Source organism: Simiduia litorea, assembly GCF_042853465.1.
In the GTDB taxonomy this organism is placed as follows: Bacteria; Pseudomonadota; Gammaproteobacteria; order Pseudomonadales; family Cellvibrionaceae; genus Simiduia; species Simiduia litorea.
In genome coordinates this window covers 1,944,922-1,964,360 of record NZ_AP031497.1, presented here as the reverse complement: position 1 = coordinate 1,964,360, position 19,439 = coordinate 1,944,922, and the positions used below count along the sequence as shown (strand labels likewise).

At 51.2% G+C, this 19,439-nt stretch carries 21 protein-coding genes; 14 read left to right on the top strand and 7 right to left on the bottom strand.

All coding sequences use genetic code 11. The features are described from left to right. Positions 1-15 precede the first annotated feature (15 nt). From ACGHTT_RS08690 to ACGHTT_RS08665, 6 genes are all read left to right on the top strand, one after another. A complete protein-coding gene (locus ACGHTT_RS08690; RefSeq protein WP_390594750.1) occupies positions 16-1,506 on the top strand; it encodes a CoA-acylating methylmalonate-semialdehyde dehydrogenase in 1,491 nt (496 codons plus the stop codon). 126 nt (positions 1,507-1,632) lie between these two features. Beyond that, positions 1,633-2,367, top strand: a complete 735-nt coding sequence (gene fnr, locus ACGHTT_RS08685) for a fumarate/nitrate reduction transcriptional regulator Fnr (protein ID WP_390594749.1) — start codon at positions 1,633-1,635, stop codon at positions 2,365-2,367. A gap of 9 nt (positions 2,368-2,376) precedes the next feature. Next, the gene (locus ACGHTT_RS08680; RefSeq protein ID WP_390594748.1) at positions 2,377-2,964 is read left to right on the top strand and encodes a DUF4202 domain-containing protein; all 588 of its coding nucleotides are present in this window, start codon (positions 2,377-2,379) and stop codon (positions 2,962-2,964) included. Between the two features lie 3 nt (positions 2,965-2,967). Beyond that, positions 2,968-3,345: a SirB2 family protein gene (locus ACGHTT_RS08675; protein ID WP_390594747.1), complete on the top strand. Its 378-nt coding sequence runs from the start codon at positions 2,968-2,970 to the stop codon at positions 3,343-3,345. A gap of 14 nt (positions 3,346-3,359) precedes the next feature. Then, the gene (rdgC, locus tag ACGHTT_RS08670) at positions 3,360-4,271 is read left to right on the top strand and encodes a recombination-associated protein RdgC (RefSeq protein WP_390594746.1); all 912 of its coding nucleotides are present in this window, start codon (positions 3,360-3,362) and stop codon (positions 4,269-4,271) included. Between the two features lie 211 nt (positions 4,272-4,482). Then, positions 4,483-5,037 (top strand): hypothetical protein, encoded by a 555-nt coding sequence (locus ACGHTT_RS08665; protein WP_390594745.1) that lies wholly within the window; start codon positions 4,483-4,485, stop codon positions 5,035-5,037. A 28-nt stretch (positions 5,038-5,065) separates the two neighbouring features. Here the strand turns inward: ACGHTT_RS08665 and ACGHTT_RS08660 are convergent, their stop codons facing one another. The 3 genes from ACGHTT_RS08660 to ACGHTT_RS08650 form a co-directional block, all read right to left on the bottom strand. Next, positions 5,066-5,368 (bottom strand): hypothetical protein, encoded by a 303-nt coding sequence (locus ACGHTT_RS08660; protein ID WP_390594744.1) that lies wholly within the window; start codon positions 5,366-5,368, stop codon positions 5,066-5,068. Between the two features lie 288 nt (positions 5,369-5,656). Then, positions 5,657-6,610 (bottom strand): rhodanese-related sulfurtransferase, encoded by a 954-nt coding sequence (locus ACGHTT_RS08655; protein WP_390594743.1) that lies wholly within the window; start codon positions 6,608-6,610, stop codon positions 5,657-5,659. A gap of 85 nt (positions 6,611-6,695) precedes the next feature. Further along, the gene (locus ACGHTT_RS08650) at positions 6,696-7,004 is read right to left on the bottom strand and encodes a BolA family protein (protein ID WP_390594742.1); all 309 of its coding nucleotides are present in this window, start codon (positions 7,002-7,004) and stop codon (positions 6,696-6,698) included. Positions 7,005-7,203: 199 nt separating this feature from the next. On the opposite strand from ACGHTT_RS08650, the gene ACGHTT_RS08645 reads away from it, so the two are divergent. Then, positions 7,204-7,422: a hypothetical protein gene (locus tag ACGHTT_RS08645; protein ID WP_390594741.1), complete on the top strand. Its 219-nt coding sequence runs from the start codon at positions 7,204-7,206 to the stop codon at positions 7,420-7,422. Positions 7,423-7,433: 11 nt separating this feature from the next. Here ACGHTT_RS08645 and ACGHTT_RS08640 read toward each other — a convergent pair whose 3' ends face one another. From ACGHTT_RS08640 to ACGHTT_RS08625, 4 genes are all read right to left on the bottom strand, one after another. Continuing rightward, entirely contained in the window at positions 7,434-7,910 is a 477-nt protein-coding gene (locus tag ACGHTT_RS08640; protein ID WP_390594740.1) for a hypothetical protein, read from the bottom strand. Next, positions 7,910-8,635, bottom strand: a complete 726-nt coding sequence (locus tag ACGHTT_RS08635; RefSeq protein WP_390594739.1) for an OmpA family protein — start codon at positions 8,633-8,635, stop codon at positions 7,910-7,912. The genes ACGHTT_RS08640 and ACGHTT_RS08635 overlap by 1 nt, the downstream gene beginning before the upstream one ends. Continuing rightward, positions 8,595-9,851, bottom strand: a complete 1,257-nt coding sequence (locus tag ACGHTT_RS08630; RefSeq protein WP_390594738.1) for a hypothetical protein — start codon at positions 9,849-9,851, stop codon at positions 8,595-8,597. Before ACGHTT_RS08630 ends, ACGHTT_RS08635 begins: the two co-directional genes overlap by 41 nt. Before the next feature lie 116 nt (positions 9,852-9,967). Further along, positions 9,968-10,546, bottom strand: coding sequence for a TetR/AcrR family transcriptional regulator (locus tag ACGHTT_RS08625; RefSeq protein ID WP_390594737.1), 579 nt, complete (start codon positions 10,544-10,546; stop codon positions 9,968-9,970). A 204-nt stretch (positions 10,547-10,750) separates the two neighbouring features. Here ACGHTT_RS08625 and ACGHTT_RS08620 point away from each other — a divergent pair, with 204 nt between their 5' ends. Genes ACGHTT_RS08620 through ACGHTT_RS08590 form a run of 7 tightly spaced genes read left to right on the top strand, consistent with a single transcriptional unit; the run spans position 10,751 to position 19,356 of the window. Next, a complete protein-coding gene (locus tag ACGHTT_RS08620) occupies positions 10,751-11,611 on the top strand; it encodes a 3-keto-5-aminohexanoate cleavage protein (RefSeq protein WP_390594736.1) in 861 nt (286 codons plus the stop codon). A 9-nt stretch (positions 11,612-11,620) separates the two neighbouring features. Next, positions 11,621-12,544 (top strand): SDR family oxidoreductase, encoded by a 924-nt coding sequence (locus ACGHTT_RS08615; RefSeq protein ID WP_390594735.1) that lies wholly within the window; start codon positions 11,621-11,623, stop codon positions 12,542-12,544. 2 nt (positions 12,545-12,546) lie between these two features. Continuing rightward, positions 12,547-14,145, top strand: a complete 1,599-nt coding sequence (locus tag ACGHTT_RS08610) for an acyl-CoA carboxylase subunit beta (RefSeq protein ID WP_390594734.1) — start codon at positions 12,547-12,549, stop codon at positions 14,143-14,145. Between the two features lie 25 nt (positions 14,146-14,170). Next, a complete protein-coding gene (locus tag ACGHTT_RS08605) occupies positions 14,171-15,331 on the top strand; it encodes an acyl-CoA dehydrogenase family protein (RefSeq protein WP_390594733.1) in 1,161 nt (386 codons plus the stop codon). Between the two features lie 3 nt (positions 15,332-15,334). After that, positions 15,335-16,174 carry an enoyl-CoA hydratase/isomerase family protein gene (locus ACGHTT_RS08600; RefSeq protein ID WP_390594732.1) on the top strand — a complete coding sequence of 280 codons (840 nt, stop codon included), beginning with the start codon at positions 15,335-15,337 and terminating at the stop codon, positions 16,172-16,174. Positions 16,175-16,182: 8 nt separating this feature from the next. Next, positions 16,183-18,186: an acetyl-CoA carboxylase biotin carboxylase subunit gene (locus ACGHTT_RS08595; RefSeq protein WP_390594731.1), complete on the top strand. Its 2,004-nt coding sequence runs from the start codon at positions 16,183-16,185 to the stop codon at positions 18,184-18,186. After that, positions 18,187-19,356 (top strand): acyl-CoA dehydrogenase family protein, encoded by a 1,170-nt coding sequence (locus ACGHTT_RS08590; protein WP_390594730.1) that lies wholly within the window; start codon positions 18,187-18,189, stop codon positions 19,354-19,356. It abuts the gene before it with no gap. Positions 19,357-19,439 lie beyond the last annotated feature (83 nt).

The following is a 19,439-nucleotide window of genomic DNA, read 5'->3' as shown; positions in this document are numbered from 1 at the left end:
AAGGACGCGCAAACCATGACCAGCATTGGACACATCATTAACGGCGAAGCCGTGAGCGGCGGCAGCCGTCGCCAAGCCATTTACAATCCAGCCACGGGCAGCTCAAGCTACGAGGTAGAGCTGGCCGATAAAGCCACAGTCGAGCTCGCCATCGAAGCTGCACAGGCAGCCTTTCCAGGATGGCGCAACACACCGCCCTTAAAACGCGCTCGGGTCATGTACAAATTTAAGGCGCTTCTCGAGGCCCATGCTGAAGAGATTTGCTCGCTTATCACTGCTGAACACGGCAAAGTACTAAACGACGCGCTCGGTGAATTGCAGCGCGGTATCGAGAATGTCGAGTACGCCACTGCGGCTCCTGAATTATTAAAAGGCGAACACAGCAAGAACGCCGGCCCCGCAATTGATTCCTGGAGTGAATTTCAACCCTTAGGCGTTGTGGCCGCCATTACGCCCTTTAACTTCCCCGCGATGGTCCCACTCTGGATGTGGCCCATGGCTGTTGTGTGCGGCAATACCGTGGTACTTAAGCCCTCTGAGCGCGACCCAAGCTCAGTCAAACGCATCGTCGAGTTAGCCCAAGAAGCGGGTTTACCAAAGGGCGTGCTCAACCTGGTCAATGGCGACAAAGAGGCGGTCGACACCTTGCTCACCGACCCACGCATCCAAGCCGTGAGTTTTGTCGGCTCAACCCCTATCGCCGAATATGTCTACAGCGAAGGCACGCGCCATGGCAAGCGCGTGCAGGCCCTCGGCGGCGCTAAAAATCACGCCATCGTCATGCCCGATGCCGACATGGATAATGTTATCAGCTCATTGATTGGTGCCGCCTACGGCTCCTGTGGCGAGCGCTGCATGGCGATTTCTGTCGCCGTTGCCGTTGGCGATGCCTGTGCCGATCAGCTGGTGCAAGGTCTTAAAGTCGCCATGGCAAACATCAAAACCGGAGCCGGCACCGATAACAACAATGACATGGGGCCGTTGATCACCGGTGCGCACCGCAATAAGGTCAAAGGCTATGTGGATGCCGGCGTTGCCGCAGGTGCAGAATTGGTTGTCGATGGTCGTGGCCTCCTCGTCTCAGGCCATGAAAATGGCTATTTCCTCGGGCCCTGCCTGTTCGACAAAGTCAGTACCGACATGAGCATTTATACCGACGAAATATTTGGCCCCGTGCTCTGCGTCGTCAGAGCCAAATCAATGCAAGAGGCCATGGATATCATCAATGCTCACGAGTACGGCAACGGCACCTGTATTTTTACCCGCGACGGCGAAGCAGCACGCTACTTCAGCGACCATATTCAAGTCGGCATGGTGGGCATTAATATTCCGTTACCTGTACCCATGGCATTCCACAGCTTTGGCGGCTGGAAGCGCTCCTTATTCGGCGACCTCAGCGCCTACGGACCCGATGCCGTGCGCTTTTACACCCGCCGTAAAACCATTACCCAACGCTGGCCCGCTGGCGGATTGAGGGAGTCAGCGCAATTCAGCTTCCCCAGTTGATTCGACCCAAATCTAGACGCCAACTGGCTCCGACAAAACCGCCAACAACTTACCCTTAGTGGGTATCGAAATGAAGAGGTCGCCGTTATAATCACAGGCGACCTCTTATTACCTTGGCTCCCCGTTATGTCTTCAGCACAACATGCCACTTGCCCACACAACACAGCCGTATCCTGTGGCGAATGCCGGTTAAGTTCCATTTGCTTACCCATTAGCGTGCACATCGACGATATTGAGAAAATTGACAGTATCGTCAAGCGCGGGCGACCACTGCAAAAAGGTGACTATCTGTTTCGCGCCGGCGAAGTGTTTTCCTCGGTGTACGCCGTGCGCTCTGGCAGTATCAAGTCGCTGACCTTAAGCGATACCGGCGAAGAGCAAATAACCGGGTTCTTTTTGCCCGGTGAAGTCATGGGCCTAGATGGTATTGGCCATAGCAAACACACCAACTCAGCCATTGCCCTAGAAACCAGCGCGGTATGTGAAATTCCCTTTAGCCAAATGACCGAACTCAGTCTTAAGCTGCCCACGCTACAAAATCATTTCTTTCAGCTCATGAGTCGAGAAATCACCCACGAGCAACAATTGGTTACCTTACTGAGCAAAAACACCGCGGAGGAACGCGTCGCCTCTTTGCTATTGAGTATTTCCTCGCGCCATCAACGCCGTCAGCTATCCGGCACCCGCTTTCGCCTCTCCATGTCGCGCGCCGACATCGGAAGCTTCCTAGGCTTAACCGTCGAAACGGTTAGCCGCGTTTTTAGCCGTTTACAAAAACTCGGCGTTATTGAGGTTGATAAAAAAGAGATAGACGTGAAAGATCTTAATCTATTAAAAGCCAGCGCCTCCTCTAGCCATTGAGCATAGCCATTGAATCCTGAAGTATTAACCAGCATTTTAGCCGCCATTGATTTCCGCAATAGCAAAGACCCCCAACAGGTCGAGCACTTTTCGAAAACCCTAGGTGCTGCAGAATTATACGGCTTGCGCATGAGCGAACGCCTGAAGACCTTTTGCGACACGCCAACCGCCGCCCTTGTGATTGCCACTCGAGCGCAACACATTGAACGCTGGCACCTCGCGCGCAGCGACTACCCAATGGATAGACCAGGGTATCACCGGTGGCGCACTGACCTTGCCAAACATCACGCCCAAATCACCACAGATATCTTGACCGATCACAAGCTCGATGCAGATCTGATTGAGGAAGTGGCCGCGCTGTTAAAAAAAGAAAACTTAAAATCCAACCCGAACACTCAAATACTCGAAGATGTCGCCTGCTTGGTGTTTCTCGAGTTTTATCTAGCCGATTTCGCTAGCAAACATTCGGAAGAAAAACTAATCAGCATCATCCGCAAGACCTGGCGAAAGATGTCTGAATCAGGCCAGCAGACGGCTTTATCCCTGACCTTCGAACCTCACATAGAATCACTCATAAAAAAAGCGCTGAAGGCTTAACACATGCTAGTTTTAAAACATCTACACGCAACATTTGCACTATTGTCACTCATCGGCTTTGTGCTTAGAGGCATTTGGCTGTTAAGAAGTTCGCCGCTATTCCAAGCCAAGCTGACTAAAATATTGCCCCATATTAACGACACACTGCTACTTGGGTCAGCAATAGCACTCGTCGTTAGCTACCAGTGGAACCCGCTGCACCACCCGTGGCTCTTGGCAAAAATCACTGCTTTACTAATTTACATTGGGCTTGGTTTAATCGCCTTCAGGTTTGCCCAAGCGAGGTCTTCGCAGCTGATCAGCTGGCTCGCTGCGCTTTGTACCCTTTGTTATATTTTTGGCGTTGCCATCACTAAATCCCCCACTTTGCATTTGATGTAACCGGAACAGTCACCATGTGGTTTAAAAATTTACAAATCTATCGTATCAACGATGGATTCAGCCTCGATTTGTCTACGCTATCTAAAACACTCGAGGAACAGGCATTTACTCCCTGCTCGCAACAGGAGTTGTTCAAACTGGGTTGGGTGCCGCCTTTAGGCAAACTCAGCGAGGAACTCACCTTAGTAGCCCAACAAGCAGCTCTGATTACGCTAAGAAAGGAAGAAAAAGTTATTCCTGCCGCCGTTATCAGGGAGATGGTTGAAGAAAAAGCTGCACTAATAGAGGCCGCAGAAGAACGCCGCGTCTACCGCAAAGAAAAAGACCAATTAAAAGAAGAGATTTTGTTTGAGTGCATGCCGAAAGCACTGCGCAAAAGTCGTCGTACCCACGCGCTCATCGATGTGAAAGCTGGCGTCATCATTGTCGACGCTGCCAGCCCAACGCGCGCAGAGGAGCTAATATCCCTGCTCCGTCAATCTGTGGGCAGCCTGCCCCTAAGTTTGACCCAATACAATTTGTCGCCCGCCGTGCTCATGACCCAGTGGGTCAATGGCGAGGCCATGCCAGAGGGCTGGACCCTAGGTGCCGAATGCGAATTGAGAGAATCGGGCGACGATGGCGCAATTTTCAAATGCCGCCGCCACGATCTACTGTGCGAAGAAATCCAAAGCCATATCACCGCTGGTAAACAAGTAGTACAGCTGGCCCTGCAATGGCAAGAACAGCTAAATTTCGTGCTGACTCAGGAGGGGCATGTGAAACGCCTTAATTTTGGCGACGACTTGAAGCAAGAAGCTCAAGACAGTGGCGCTGACTCACAGGCCCTTATCGACAGCGAATTCAACCTCATGCTACTGAGCCTACGCGCCTTCCTGCCCCAGCTCGCTGAAGCGCTGGGTGGCGAGAAATCTGACGCTGTGTAACTATGACTCCATTAAACTCAAGTACCAGTTAGAACTCAGCTGGTACTTGAACGCCAATTAAGCCCTTAGTCGCAACCCTAAACGGTACCAGCTCACACAAAGGTTGACGCATTGGTCACAAAACAACCCATTGACAAGCCCTTATACTTGACGTATACACAATATGTAGCGCGGAAATAACGCGAAAGAATAATAAAGATGGCGGCTAATCATGAAAAAACTCATTTTAACCTTCGGACTTCTAAGTCTTTGCCTGACACAGGGGGCTTTTGCCTGTGATGAAATGTGTAAAAAAGAAGCGGCTGAAAAAAAGCTAGGTACAGAATTCCCTAAGTACTTAACGTGGAAGTACTGCGACGGTATTAGCGGCGAATTCATGACCAGCACAATGAAAAGCCTGCAGAGCTATACCGAGGCGCATTTAGACACGACCCGTAAGCGTGGCATGCGCAACACGAAAAACTTTTTGGAGCAGCGCAAAGACTGGCTAACCGAGTGCGACAACTACATCGCAGCCACGGGCAAAGGCCGCGTATTCAAAGATGACAAGACCACCAACGGTATCTTTGACGCTATTGATGGCGTCACTTCTGAGCTAGATTCGCTGATGAAGGGCGTAACCTATGCCAACCAAGGGACCCTAGCGGCCCCCGGCAGTGCCGATGATACCCATATTGCTCAAACCAAGTTTAATACGCTGTTTACCTTAGTGGACAACCACAAAAACATGTTGCTGCTAAAGGGCCACATGATCACGTCGCGCTAACACAGACAAGTGAAGTAAAAACGCCAGCTTAAGCTGGCGTTTCTGTATCGGTATTATTTCTTTTAATCGATAAGACCGGTCGATCAGGCGCGGGCTTCACGCCAGCCTGCGGCTTGGGCTTTACGCTAGCAGGACGCTGAGCGCCCTTGGCAATGGCTTCAACGCCATGGCGCAATAAGCGCGCTTGGTCTATCACGCTCAAATGAGGGGGGAAACGCCCTGGGTTTACGCCCTGAGGATCGCGAGGGTTGCCCTCAACTGACAAGGTAAAACCACAACTATGACTGGCTGAACGTCCGTCAGGAGCCAGTGTCCACTCGTTAAAGTCCATTAAAACATCTACCTTTTCACAAATATTGGGCAACTTACCAGCGCCCCCTACTACCTATCGGAAAATGAAACGCCCATCGAGCTCTGCAAAGTTGAGCATTAGATCATATTTGTTACCCGCTAGGGTACTAGACGTTAGACTAAGTTTACGTGCGGTAGATCTCAGCCCCAACCAGAGTCTAGCCAAATAATGCCGCCTATTTAGCCCTCCCATTCGAGCAGGAGCCGATGACCATCGCTTCTAACTGCTGCAGCGATAGGTTGGCGCACGTATTTCAGCGCGGAAACCCTACTCTTGCTTAGTGCGCTGCTGAGACTTTCGTTGACGCTCCGTGGGCGCACGGCCTATATGAACTTCGTTGCGTAGCTTCGCCAGATCAATCTGGCGCTGACGCTCCTCGAAGCGCAAACGCTGCTCTGGCGTTAATAGGTCGTGACATCGCGCACAACTGATACCCTGCTCAAACAAAGGCGACAACTTATCAGCTTCCGTGATCGGATGACGGCAGCCATGACAGAGATCATAGGTACCTTTCTCCAACGCGTGGTTAACCGTGACACGATTGTCAAAAACGTAGCACTCCCCCTGCCAAAGACTTTCCTCAGCCGGCACCTTCTCTAGATAATTCAAAATACCGCCTTTGAGATGGTAAACCTCTTCAAACCCCTGCTCTTTCAGCAGCGCCGTAGACTTTTCACAACGGATACCACCGGTACAAAACATCGCCACTTTTTTATTTTTCGCCGGATCTAGGTGGCTTTTCACGTATTCGGGGAAGTCGCGGAAGCTTTCCGTATTGGGGTCCAGCGCGCCTTTAAAGCTTCCCACTTGGTACTCATAGTAATTGCGTGTATCGACGAGAGTCACCTCAGGATCGCTAATCAACGCATTCCAAGCTTCTGGCTCCACATAAGAACCCACCACACGCAAGGGATCAATACCCTCAATACCCATGGTAACGATCTCTTTCTTTAACTTGACCTTGGTGCGGTAAAAAGGCATTTCCTGCTCAAATGACTCTTTGTAATCGAGCGTGGCAAACGGTGACTGCGCCATTAGATAGCTCAGCAAGCCATCGATTGACTCGCGCGTACCCGCAACCGTGCCGTTTATACCTTCGGCCGCAAGTAACAAGGTGCCTTTCACTCCAAGGCGCTCCATCTCATCATAGAGCGGCTCACGCCGCGCCTTAAAATCAGGTAGAGAGACAAATTTATACAAAGCGCAGACAACAACAGACATGCAAGCAATACCCGACAATAAAAACAGGCGGCATTGTAGTGATTGAACAAAAACCGCACAACCACCTAACTCACCCAATAACTCGTTAAGACGCCTTACTGCCACCCAAACAATTCGGCGAAGCCCCGGCTGCTTGGCCGTGCCATTGGTCGGGAGCCAAGGTATGCAGTGCTAAGGCATGAATTTCTGCCATCATATCGCCCATAGCGACATAGACCAGCTGGTGTTGCTGGACCATTCGCTTACCGCTGAAAGCCGCTGAGACTATTTGCACCTTGAAATGCGATTCCGAGCCAGGTGGCACGTTGTGCATATGACTTTCGTTTTCCACTGACAAATGCAGCGGTGCGAGCGCCTCAGTGAGTAAGCCGACAATGATGTCCTGTTTTCGCATAGGGAAGCCGCCTTGAGAAAAAGCCCATTATACCGATCAAACGGCAGGCGCAGGCGAGCAATTACGCTCCCAAAGTGAGACCTAAGTACTAGACTGGCACCTAAAACACGATAGGATATAAGCCGCCACCGAATGGACATTCGCACGCTTTGGCACTGAGGGACCCGGAACAATATTCATAATATCCAAAGGCCCAACAATGTCAGCTACCACATACCCCAAGCCTGCGCTCTTTGTTGAACGCCGCAAGGGGAACCGTCGAGTTGAGCTAGATCGATGCGCAAACCTAGATCTAGACCTCTATCACCGCAAACGCCGCACCCGTAAAGACAGGCGCACAGCACAAAGGAGTCAAATCGAAGACATTGCGGCTTTTTATGAAGCCCAAATGGCACAGCGTGAAGCCTCCATCCAATAGCGAGTCCTGCTCTATTTCACTGGGTAATGCGGATAACGGGCGAAAAATGCGCGCACATCGAACTCAGCACGCACCTTTTCGTAATAGGCATCGTGGCGATGCCGGTGCGAATTGTGACCCTCGTATTGCAACAAATCTAAACAGGCCTGACAGACCCGTGCGTTCGCCAGGCGCCCTACTTGTACGCCCGCTCGCAAGTGCGTCGCAGCCGGAAACTGATCACACCAACTCAAATGATAGGTTGTCGTGATGGCATCGGACTCTGGCCAAACCAGTACCCGTGCGTTTTTAAATGCAATGGTGGCATCGTTTAATTTTCTGAGCGCCACCACGGGCAACAAGATACCCTGGCGCAAAAGCACAAGCCGCTCTTGTGCGGTTAAATGCACCTTCGGATCAAAGAATTCAAAACTCCCCAACCGCTGAGCGCCCATTTTACGGCGCAAGGTCAAAAAAGGTTCAAACTGACCAAAGTCTGGGAAATCCACTAATGCACGTCCTGCAAAATTGTGGCGATGCGCCCATCGGCATCGGTTCGAACTTTAAACTCCACCCGGCGTGATCGCGCGCCATCCTCTACACCACTGGCGTCTAAAATTAACTTAGACGAAGATAATCCATTCGCTGTTAAATGCGACACCAGCCAAGTCCTTTCCGGCACAACACTGGGTAGCGCCAAGACAAAACCCAATGCTGCACGTGTGCGCTCCTGCGACAAGGCCATGTTGCGTATATAGGCGTCTTCTTGGCCGACATCCCGCCCCCAGTCGCTGGAGGTGTGGCCTTCGATGCGTACCTCTAAAATATCGTTGCGGTATTTATCGCGTGTTAATATTGCGACGTAGCGCGGAAAAAAATCGGCCAGAATATCGGAGAAAGCCGGATTTAATTCAGACTCACCGCGCTCAAACAACAATTCTGTATTTAAAAATCGCAGGCTTAAGTCTGGGTCTAACTCAGCGCCCCAACGGGGTAAGTCATCGCCAAACTCAGCCAGTAAATCTTGATAGAGCTGAGTCCGTAAACGATCGTATAAAATCGCGACATCTTTAATTTTCCGCGATTCAATTTCTAACTGCACCATATAAATAACCGAGATCAACAAAAACACCATCATCAGCCCGCCCATCAAATCACTGACGGAGACCCAGTGCTCTTCTTGCTCGACGGCATTACTCGGCGGTGACTCGAGCTCGCTGTTGGGGTTTAGCATCTTGTGGGCCTAATTTTTCTGCCAAGAGTATAAGTTGCCGCAACCTTTCGGTTAACGGCGCATAATCGTTAACAAACTTTTCCGATAGCGACGTCATTTGATAACCAAAGGTTTTCAATGCTGACACCAACTCCTCCTCCAGTCCTTTTTGAATTTTTGCCAAGTGCTCAGCCATTCGAGCATCGGCATTTTGTGCCAATACCGCCAAACTTTCGTGCACCTGCTGTGAACTATGGGTTAAACCGTTTAAAGACTGCGATAAAGCCTCGCTGATCTGGCGCTGATTGCGGCTGACCGAGGTTGAAAGCTCTGTGGTGAGGCTATCGATGCGCGCCCCCAAATCCGGTAACCCTTGCGCGGCGCGCTCCGAGACATTAGCAAGATGCTCTAAATAACTTGCCATCTGCTCCGACTGCGCCTTGGTTCCGGCGAGCATTTGCCCCAAAGATTGTGATACCTGGTTAAACACATCGGCGTGGCCAACCATTTCTCGATAAGCTTCGGCCGCTTTATCCAACAATTTGCCATTGGCACTTTGTCCCGCTAAAAGCTCCTCCAATTCGCGCTTATAATTCTCCTGCCACAACAACATCTTGCCAACCGCCGCATTTAACTCGCGGAAGTTTTCGCCGTACTGGGTATTAATCTCGGCGTTAAAATCGCGCATAACCTTTTCAAGCGCTGTCACCAAGGCTCTCGCATTCGCCTCGGCCATTTCGGTTTGATAAAGCTTGAGCTGTTGATGCATTGCCTTTAATCCATCCGCTTCGGATTGTTTCAAAGCAACGATCTCCGCGCGCAAACCTTTAGCATCTACGTCGGTAAGGCTTTGGTGAATATCGGTCAGCAAGTTTGCTAGGTCTGTTACTGTCGCCGTGTGGTAGGTCTCTTGCTTTCGACGCTGCCCCATAAGTGCGAATAAATGTCGCATCTTCACACCGAGGGCGCCCAGTAAACCGGCGATGGAGGTCCAAAAAGCAGTTTTTAAGCCATCGATCAGTTGCGGCACGCTAGCGCTGATATTAACGGTATCGAATTCGAGCAAGCCGAGCGCAACACCAAGAAAGGTACCAAAAATACCCATACTGGTGAGAATGGCGGGTGATTGTGTGGCACTGTGGCTGTTGTAGCCGGGGCCAACAAAGTAAACAGACAGTAGCGCAATAAGCGCCAATAAAGCTAAGGTCAGCGGCGGAAAACTTGCCCAAAGTTCCATAAAGGGCCCTTATTCAACTTTGTTATTGTTGCCACAATATAGACTAACCACCCCGTAGAACAAGCGCTATGTTTAGGAGCCCAGATGGCGGTCACACGCTGACCGAAGCCCAACCGCTAGCGGCTCACCAAACTCACCAGTTGCTCCGCTAAACGATTCAACCCCATGGCGCCCTTCGGGTTGTACCAATGCCAGGTTTCCATCGCCGCGCCGCGAATAAAATGACGCGCTAAAGTCGGCTCAATGGGCATCAGTCCATCGGCCTTTAATGCGCTCAAGCAGTCTAGCCAGCGCTGTTCATAACGATTGCGCAAACTCAAAATATGGGCTTGATTGGTTTTGCCCAGCGAACGCCACTCGGTCATGAGTATGCTAAAGCCTGTCCCTGTCTGAGCGTGAATTGCGCTCAATTCGCAAGCCACCAAAACAGCTAAGCGCCTTTTGTTATCTGTCACACCAAGGGATTGCTCATCCATTTCCTCCTCGACCCCCAAAATAAGCTCCTCCATGAGCTGCGCCAAAATTGACTCTTTATTGGGAAAGTGATGGAACAAACTACCGGATAAAATACCAACTTCTGCTGCAATATCGCGAACCGTCGTGCGCGCGAAACCTTTTTCGCGAAATAGTACGGCAGCGGCGCGCAGCACCTTGCCCTTTGCGGACGCCTCATCTTTCAAAACGCGCTGATTCACCTAGACTCCTATCAACATCCTGTAGCCCTAGCTCGAACAGCTTGGGACTTGGTAAAAATAATGTCAGAAAAGCACTACACAGCAACACTAAGATATTGTCAACCAAGCGCTTGCTTGGTATGGTTTGATAAATGTTTGGTCAACAACGCCTAACGAGGCGCAAACCTTGGCCGACAATTGCACCATTGAAAAGGGACAGACCCCATGACTCACGCCGATATCGCCGTTGTAACCTGCGCACTAACTGGTGTACTCACCAACCCCACCCAGCACCCAGTTCCAGTCACAGCGCGCCAAATGGCCGATGCCGCTCGCCAAGCGTTTGACGCTGGCGCCAGTGTTATGCACGTACACTTTCGAAGCCAAGCGCCCAACTGTGGCCATCTACCGAGCTGGGAGCCAGAGGTGGCAGCGGAAATAACCGAGGCCATACGCGCCGCCTGCCCAGGCGTCATCATGAACTTCTCCACAGGCACCATCGGCCGGGATCAAACCGGACCTATTGCCTGCCTAGAAACCTGCCGGCCAGAAATAGCAGCCTGTAACGCCGGCAGCCTCAACTACCTGAAAGTCAAACGAGACGGCACTTGGGCCTGGCCACCGATGCTATTCGAAAACACCGTGGCCAAAATTGATGAGTTGTTGGCTGTCATGAAGCAAACCAATACTCGACCAGAATTTGAATGTTTCGATGTGGGTATCGTTCGCTCAGTGGCGATGTATCAAAAAGTCGGCATGATTGATCGGGCCAGTTTCAATTTTGTCATGGGAGTGGATTCCGGCATGCCCGCCGACGCGGAGCTGCTTAACCTATTACTGAAATACTTGCCAGGTCCCAATCCTTGGCAAACCACACTCATCGGTCGCGAAGACATTTGGCCGGTACACCAAAAGGCCGCTGAGTTAGGCGGTCACTTACGCACCGGGCTTGAAGATACCTTTTACCTTCCCAGCGGCGAGCGGGCGGCAAACAATGGCGAACTGATTTCTGCACTGGTCAATATCGCCGAACAAGCCGGGCGAAAAATCGCAACGCCTGGCCAAGCACGTGAAATCTTTCTCTAAGGCCATCTCATGTCAACCTTATCCAAGACCTACCAATCAATTTTAAAACCCGGCCTTTTTTCTGGGCAAACCATCATTGTTACCGGCGGCGGTAGCGGCATTGGTCGATGCACGGCGCACGAACTAACCGCGCTAGGTGCGCATGTCATTATCACCGGAAGAAAACAAGACAAACTCGACAAGGTTTTGGCCGAAATCCAATCCGATGGCGGCAATGCAGAATCCATGAGTTTTGATATTCGCGACGAGACCGCCGTAACGCAGGCCATAACTGCCATGGTGGCAAAACACCCCGTCATACACGGCTTAGTCAATAACGCCGGCGGCCAGTTTCCTGCGCCCTTAGAAATGATTTCCCTAAAAGGTTTTGAAGCAGTCGTACGCTCGAATCTCGTGGGTGGTTTTTTAATGGCGCGCGAAGTGTATAAACAGAGCATGCAGAAAAATGGCGGCGCCATCGTCAATATCACCGCCGATAATTTAAATGGCATGCCAGCCATGGGTCACTCGGGCGCAGCGCGCGCCGGCATGGAAAATCTAACCAAAACCGCGGCTTGGGAATGGGGCTATTTTGGCGTTCGCGTCAATGCCGTTGCCCCTGGCTGGGTAGCATCCAGTGGCTTCGATACCTACGACCCCCACTTTCAATCCTTAATTAAAGGAGTGAAAGAAAATGTACCCTTAAAGCGTTTAGCCTTCGAAGCGGAAATTAGTTCGGTGATTTGTTTTTTATTAAGCCCCGGTGCAGCCTTTATGAATGGCCAAACACTGCGCGTTGATGGCGGCTCCTCCATGGGTTCGGCTGCTGCTATTTGGCCATTACCTAAGGGTGCCGCGGTTAACAAAAGCCCATTCAATGGATTTCATCGGGCCGAGCTACCCGCTATGTTACGAGACAGTGACACAAATGCCGACTCATCGGGAGACAGATGATCATGCCTGCCATTAAGTCAAATTTGAATCCCTTGCATGCCGATTTTCAGCGCGATGCAGAACACTTATCGGAACAACTCAACACGGTTCGAACGCTTGAAAGCGCACTTATAACCAGCGCCGAAGCCAAGCGCGAAAAATACGCGCAGCGCGGCATGCTATTACCACGGGAGCGTCTAGCATTACTGCTCGACAGTGGCTCGCCTTTTATTGAAATATCAAGCCTTGCTGGCTACAAAATGTATGACGATAAAGATGGTTCGGGCGCCGGTGGTGGCTGTATTGGCGGGGTCGGATTTATCCACGGCGTCGCCTGTATGATTAGAGTCGACAACTACGCGGTTAAAGGCGGCACTATCTCACCGGTGGGCATGGAAAAAGCACTGCGCATGCAGCAAATCGCCATGGAAAATAAACTGCCATTTGTCACACTCGCACAAAGTGGCGGCGCCAACTTACTCTACGCCAATGAAATTTTCGCCCCCGGCGGCCGTGGTTTCGCCAACCAGGCGCGCATGTCGGCTCAAGGCATCCCACAAATCACCGTGGTACACGGCAGCGCCACAGCAGGCGGCGCCTATCAACCAGGGTTAAGTGATTACGTGGTGTTAATTAAACACCAAGCCACCATGTACTTGGCTGGACCGCCGCTGTTAAAAGCCGCCACTGGCGAAATAGCCAGCGATGAAGCGTTGGGCGGTACGGATGTTCACGCCAATTTAACTGGCACCGGCGAATACCTCGCTGAAAATGATGCCCAAGGTATTGCCTACGCACGCGACATCGTTAGCCACTTAAACTGGCCTAAGCTGCTACAAAGCAATGGCGCGCCGGACCCACTATACAGCCCGGAAGAAATGCTCGGCGTCATCCCCGCCAACACCAAAACACCTTTTGATGCGCGAGAAGTCATAGCGCGGTTAACGGATGCATCAGAGTTCTTAGAATTCAAAGCCCAATTCGATCAGCAAACCCTGTGCGGTCACGGGCGAATTTACGGACAACACGTCGGTATCATTGCCAATAACGGCCCCATCACCTCGCAAGGCGCCAACAAGGCAGCGCAATTTATTCAATTGTGCGAACAAAGCCGCACCCCGTTATTATTTTTACACAATACAACCGGCTTTATGGTGGGTACGGCGGCAGAGCAATCCGGCATTATCAAACACGGCTCGAAAATGATTCAAGCCGTGGCCAATGCCTCAGTGGCAAAACTCAGCATCGTTATCGGCGGTTCCTACGGCGCTGGCAACTACGCTATGTGCGGACGCGGCTTTGATCCACGCTTTATCTTTGCCTGGCCCAACAGCCGTACATCAGTGATGGGGGGGGCGCAAGCCGGCAAAGTTTTGCGCATTGTGACCGAAGCGAAACTTGGTGCGACCGCAGATCCAGAGATGCTCAACAAGCTAGAAACAGACACGGCAGCATTTGTCGACCAAGCGTCCACTGCCCTCGCCTGCAGCGCACGCATGTGGGATGACGGGATTATCGATCCACGCGATACCAGAGATATTCTCGGGCTACTGCTGCACATCTGTAACGCGGCCGATCAATATCAACCCATTAGCAATAAATTTGGCGTAGCACGCTTTTAAGCCATCAATAATAAAGGGGATAGCCATGCAATTTTCAGAACAACACCAAGCCATGCGCGCCAGTGTGCAGCGTTTTGTCAGCGAAGAAATTAACCCACATGTTGAGGAATGGGAAAAGGCCGGCTTATTTCCCATGCATGACCTATTAAAAAAATTATCAGCACTGGGCTTATTAGGCATTAGCAAACCGGAAGCCTACGGCGGCATGGGTTTAGATTTCAGCTACGAAATGCTGCTAGCCGAAGAATTAGGCGCCGCCCATTGCGGCGGCGTGCCGCTCGCCATCGGCGTGCAAACCTCCATGGCCACACCGGCGCTGGCACAATACGGTAGCGACACATTGCGTGAGGAGTTTCTAGCGCCAGCCATAGCGGGAGAGTTCGTTGCATCTATTGCTGTTTCTGAACCAGGTGCGGGATCAGATGTGGCCAACATCAAAACCCGGGCAAAGAAAGACAGCGACGACTACATCATAGACGGCAGTAAAATGTGGATTACCAATGCCACACAAGCTGATTTTTTTTGCGTGTTGGCCAACACCAGCGATGACAAACCACACAGTAACAAATCGCTTATTATCGTACCGCGCAATACACCCGGTGTCAGCGTTGGCCCGAAGCTTGAAAAAATGGGCATGCGCTCATCCGATACCGCACCGGTGTTCTTCGATAACGTGCGCGTGCCACAGCGCTTTCGCATTGGTGATGAAGGCGCCGGTTTTCTCTATCAAATGCTGCAGTTTCAAGAAGAGCGACTTTTTGGCTCAGCACTTTCCCTCAAAGGCTTCGAGCTGTGTATTAACAGCACCATTGACTATGCCCGCGAGCGCGAAGCTTTCAGTTCGCCATTAATCAACAATCAAACCGTGCACTTTACCTTGGCTGAAATGTTAACGGAAACCGAGGCCTTACGAGCGCTTATCTACCGCGCCACAGAAAACTATGTAGCCGGTCAAGATGCCACCCTGCTCGCCTCTATGGCCAAATTAAAAGCGGGTCGTCTGTCCCGAGAGCTTCCCGATAAATGTTTACAGTTTTGGGGTGGCATGGGGTTTATGGAGTCGTCCATTGTCAATCGTCTATACCGAGATTTTCGCTTGACCTCCATCGGCGGCGGCGCCGATGAAATTATGCTCGGTATCATTTGCAAGTTAATCGGCATTTTACCAAAACGAGCGAAGGCATAAATCATGACTGGTGAATGGCATTACGAGACATTATTGATAGACGACTTGGCTTTTGGTTATCGAGTCACACTCAATCGCCCACATGTTCGCAACGCAATCAATCAAACCATGGTTGAAGAGCTGACTGACTTCATGTCAGGCATCCAACAAAATGAACACGTAAGAGTGCTCGTTATTCAAGGCGCAGGCGGTCACTTTTGCGCCGGCGGCGATCTTGGCGATATGCTAAAGGCCGCACAGGATTTTGAGCAAGGCAACCCAGAAGCCTTTAAACAACTCAACCTCAGTTACGGCCGACTGTTAGTGCAGTTTGCTCGTTTACCTTGTACCACCATTGCATTACTCGAAGGCACCGTTATGGGCGGCGGATTGGGTTTTGCCGCCGTTGCCGACATCAGTCTGTGTAGTAGTTCTAGTAAACTCGCCATGCCTGAAGCGTCTCTGGGCTTACCGCCAGCACAAATCGCGCCTTTTGTCGCTGAACGCATTGGCTTGAGCCAAACCCGCCGTCTGGCATTAACCGCTAGAAAATTACTTGCACCTGAAGCGCACGCGCTGGGCTTAGTCGATCAAATAGCTGACGATAGTGAGGCGCTACTGCACCTATTACAAACCGAACTCAACGCTATTCAAACCTGCTCCCCCAAAGCGATACGTAGCACGAAACGTTTATTGATTGAACTATCGCGCCTGAGCTTATCCAAAGATGCCGAACTTGAGCAGCAACTAACAGAAGCCGCAGACGCATTTAACTTTGCAGTCACACGAGGTGACGGCCCCGAAGGCACGCGCGCCTTCATGGAAAAACGTCACCCCGTTTGGGCAATACCACACAAGCACTGAGAACTAACGTGACCATTAAAAACATCAATCGTTTACTCATCGCCAATCGCGGAGAAATTGCTTGTCGAATCATTCGAACCGCGCGGAATCTAGGCATAACAACCATCGCGGTGTACAGCGAGGCAGACAAAAACGCCTTGCATGTTCAACAGGCAGATGAGAGCCACTGCATTGGCCCGGCAGCGGCTACACAATCCTATTTAAGCATTGCGATGTTAGTTGAGGCCGCAACGCAAACCAAAGCAGACGCCGTTCACCCAGGCTATGGCTTCCTATCGGAAAATGCTGCCTTCGCCCAAGCCTTAGCTCGGCACAATATTATTTTTATTGGACCCTCACCCGAAGCAATAGCACTCATGGGCGATAAACGCCAAGCAAAAAGCGCCATGGTTGCGGCCGGTGTTCCAACGTTGCCCGGTTACAGTGGCGATAATCAAGAGCACGATTATTTAATCCAACACGCCACAGACATGGGCTTTCCCATTATGGTGAAAGCCGCCGCCGGCGGTGGTGGTCGCGGCATGCGGCTGGTAACAAGCGAAGACCAACTAAGTGCTGCCATTAATAGCGCTCGCAGCGAAGCGCAAAACGCCTTCGGCAATGGCGACTTATTGCTCGAGCGAGCACTAACCAAGCCGCGCCACGTAGAAGTGCAAATATTTTCCGATCAGCTGGGCAACGCGGTCTACCTTGGCGAACGCGATTGTTCCATCCAGCGCCGCCATCAAAAAGTTGTCGAAGAAGCCCCAGCGCCTTGCCTTGATACAACTATACGCACGGCTTTAGGCGAGGCAGCGCTGCTGGCCGCTCAATCCTGCAATTACGTTGGCGCTGGCACCGTTGAATTTTTAGTAGATGCCGATGGTCGTTTTTACTTCTTAGAAATGAACACTCGCTTGCAAGTAGAACACCCGGTTACCGAAGAAGTCTTTGGCGTCGACCTAGTCGCTTGGCAAATTGCCGTGGCGGAAGGCAAACCGCTACCGAAAAAACAAGCGGACTTAATGCCTCATGGCCACGCCATAGAGGTGCGTCTATACGCGGAAAACCCAACTCAGAATTTTTTGCCGCAAACAGGCAAGGTACAAAGATGGGCCAGTCAATTATTGCCCCATACCCGTGTCGATCATATGCTGTTTGACGGCTACTCCGTGACTAATTGGTATGACCCGATGTTGGCAAAAATTATTGCGTGGGGTGAAACACGCGAACAAGCGGTGGCCCGATTAATCAATCAAATTGATAACACCACACTGCTTGGCGTTGGCCACAACCTTGGCTACCTACGAAGCATCGTCGACCACCCAGCCTTTAAAGAAGAACAAGTACATACTGGTTTTCTTAGCCAACATGGCTTGGGCGAATACTCACAACAACTAAGCCTTAACCAAGCACTGATCGCTGCCAATATCCTCGAACTACTCGCAAGCCTTCACAACCGGCCAAGTTATCTCGCCCTGTCTCACCTTAGCCAACCGCAACCAAAACACTGGCTCATTAACGATAATGTGTATGGCAGTCGAGTGGATGCGAGACAATGGAAAATTGGCAAACTTACCGTTGATATTGACTCAGCGGAAGCGCAGCCAGAAAAATTTGAGATCAGTAACATCGATCTAACGGATGAACGCCTTATTTTTCACATCAATAATAAAAAACTCATCGCACACTATTGGAAACATCAGGAAAAAAGCACTGTGCACGTTGAATTACAACTTAACGGCAACCCTTTCACCGTAAAATCAGTCGACCCACTTGCTGGCACCTTAACAAGCAATACCGACGAAAATTGCTCTGCCCCCATGGACGGCATGGTGGTAACACTGCTCGTTGATGAGGGAACTCACGTCGAAGCCGGCGATACTTTATTGATTTTAGAAGCCATGAAAATGGAGATGCCCATCAAGGCGCAGCAATCAGGTATCGTTAGCTTTGCCTGTATACAGGGTGAGCAAGTTAAACAAGGCGCTCAACTCGCAACCGTGCAACCCACAGACAGCGAGACCAACTAAATGCGAGATCAAATTCGCTTAGCCTCACCTCATCTCAATGAAAGCCACCACCACTGGCGTGCCGAATTACGCAAATTCGTTACCCAACACATAACACCTTTTGTAGAGCAATGGGAAGAGGCCGGCGAAATTCCTCTAACGCTTTGGCAACAAGCTGCCGACATCGGATTACTACAGCTGGGTTTTCCGGAAGTTTATGGCGGCGTCAGCGAGGGCACCGACATCTATCACATGATCATCGCCGCTGAAGAGCTCGCCGCCTGTGGTGCAGGCGGCGTTTACGCCACTCTAATGGTGCACGGCATTGGCTTGCCGCCCCTACTCCACTATGGCTCAGAACAACTTAAACAAAGCTTAATTCCCAGCGTGTTGAAGGGCGAAAAACATATTAGTTTGGCCATTACTGAGCCGAGTGGAGGCTCGGATGTGGCAAGGTTGCAAACCACAGCTAAACGGGACGGCGAGATATACCGCGTTAATGGTAGTAAAACCTTTATTACCGGTGGCATGCGCGCCAATTGGTTCACCACGGCCGTGCGCACCGGTGACGAAGGCTTTGGCGGTATATCCCTACTGTTGATAGACGCCAATTTAGCCGGCGTCAGCCGAACGTCGCTCGACAAAAAACAAGGCTGGTGGTGTTCAGATACCGCCACACTGTATTTCGATAACGTCGAGGTACCCCTAAGCCATCGCATCGGAGAAGAAAATCAGGGGTTCCTCCCCATCGTCCACAACTTTAATCATGAGCGGCTCGGCTTAACGGCCAGCGCTCTCGAGTTTGCACGCATTTGTTTCGAGGACGCATGGGCTTGGGCCAAAGAGCGCAAAACCTTCGGCAAGCCCTTGATTAAGCACCAAGTCATCGGGCATAAATTTGCCGAAATGTTGCGCCAAATTAATGCCACACAAGGCTATTTAGACAATGCCGCTTGGGCGGTAAAACAAGGCATTAGTAAACCCGCGGACATGGCGCTGTTGAAGGTTCAGGCAACGCAAACCCTCGAATTTTGTGCACGCGAGGCGCTGCAAATACTCGGCGGCGCGGGGTTCATTCGCGGCAACCGCATTGAGCGTATCTACCGTGAAGTTAGGGTAAACGCGATCGGTGGCGGCTCGGAAGAAATAATGCGCGACCTCGCTTGGCGGCAACTGATGGGACAATTATAGCCCGTCGCCTGCAGGCGGTAAGTTTCGACACAAAACGAGGTGGACAGACAGAAAACCTCTATGCACCCTCCCTTGCACTAATG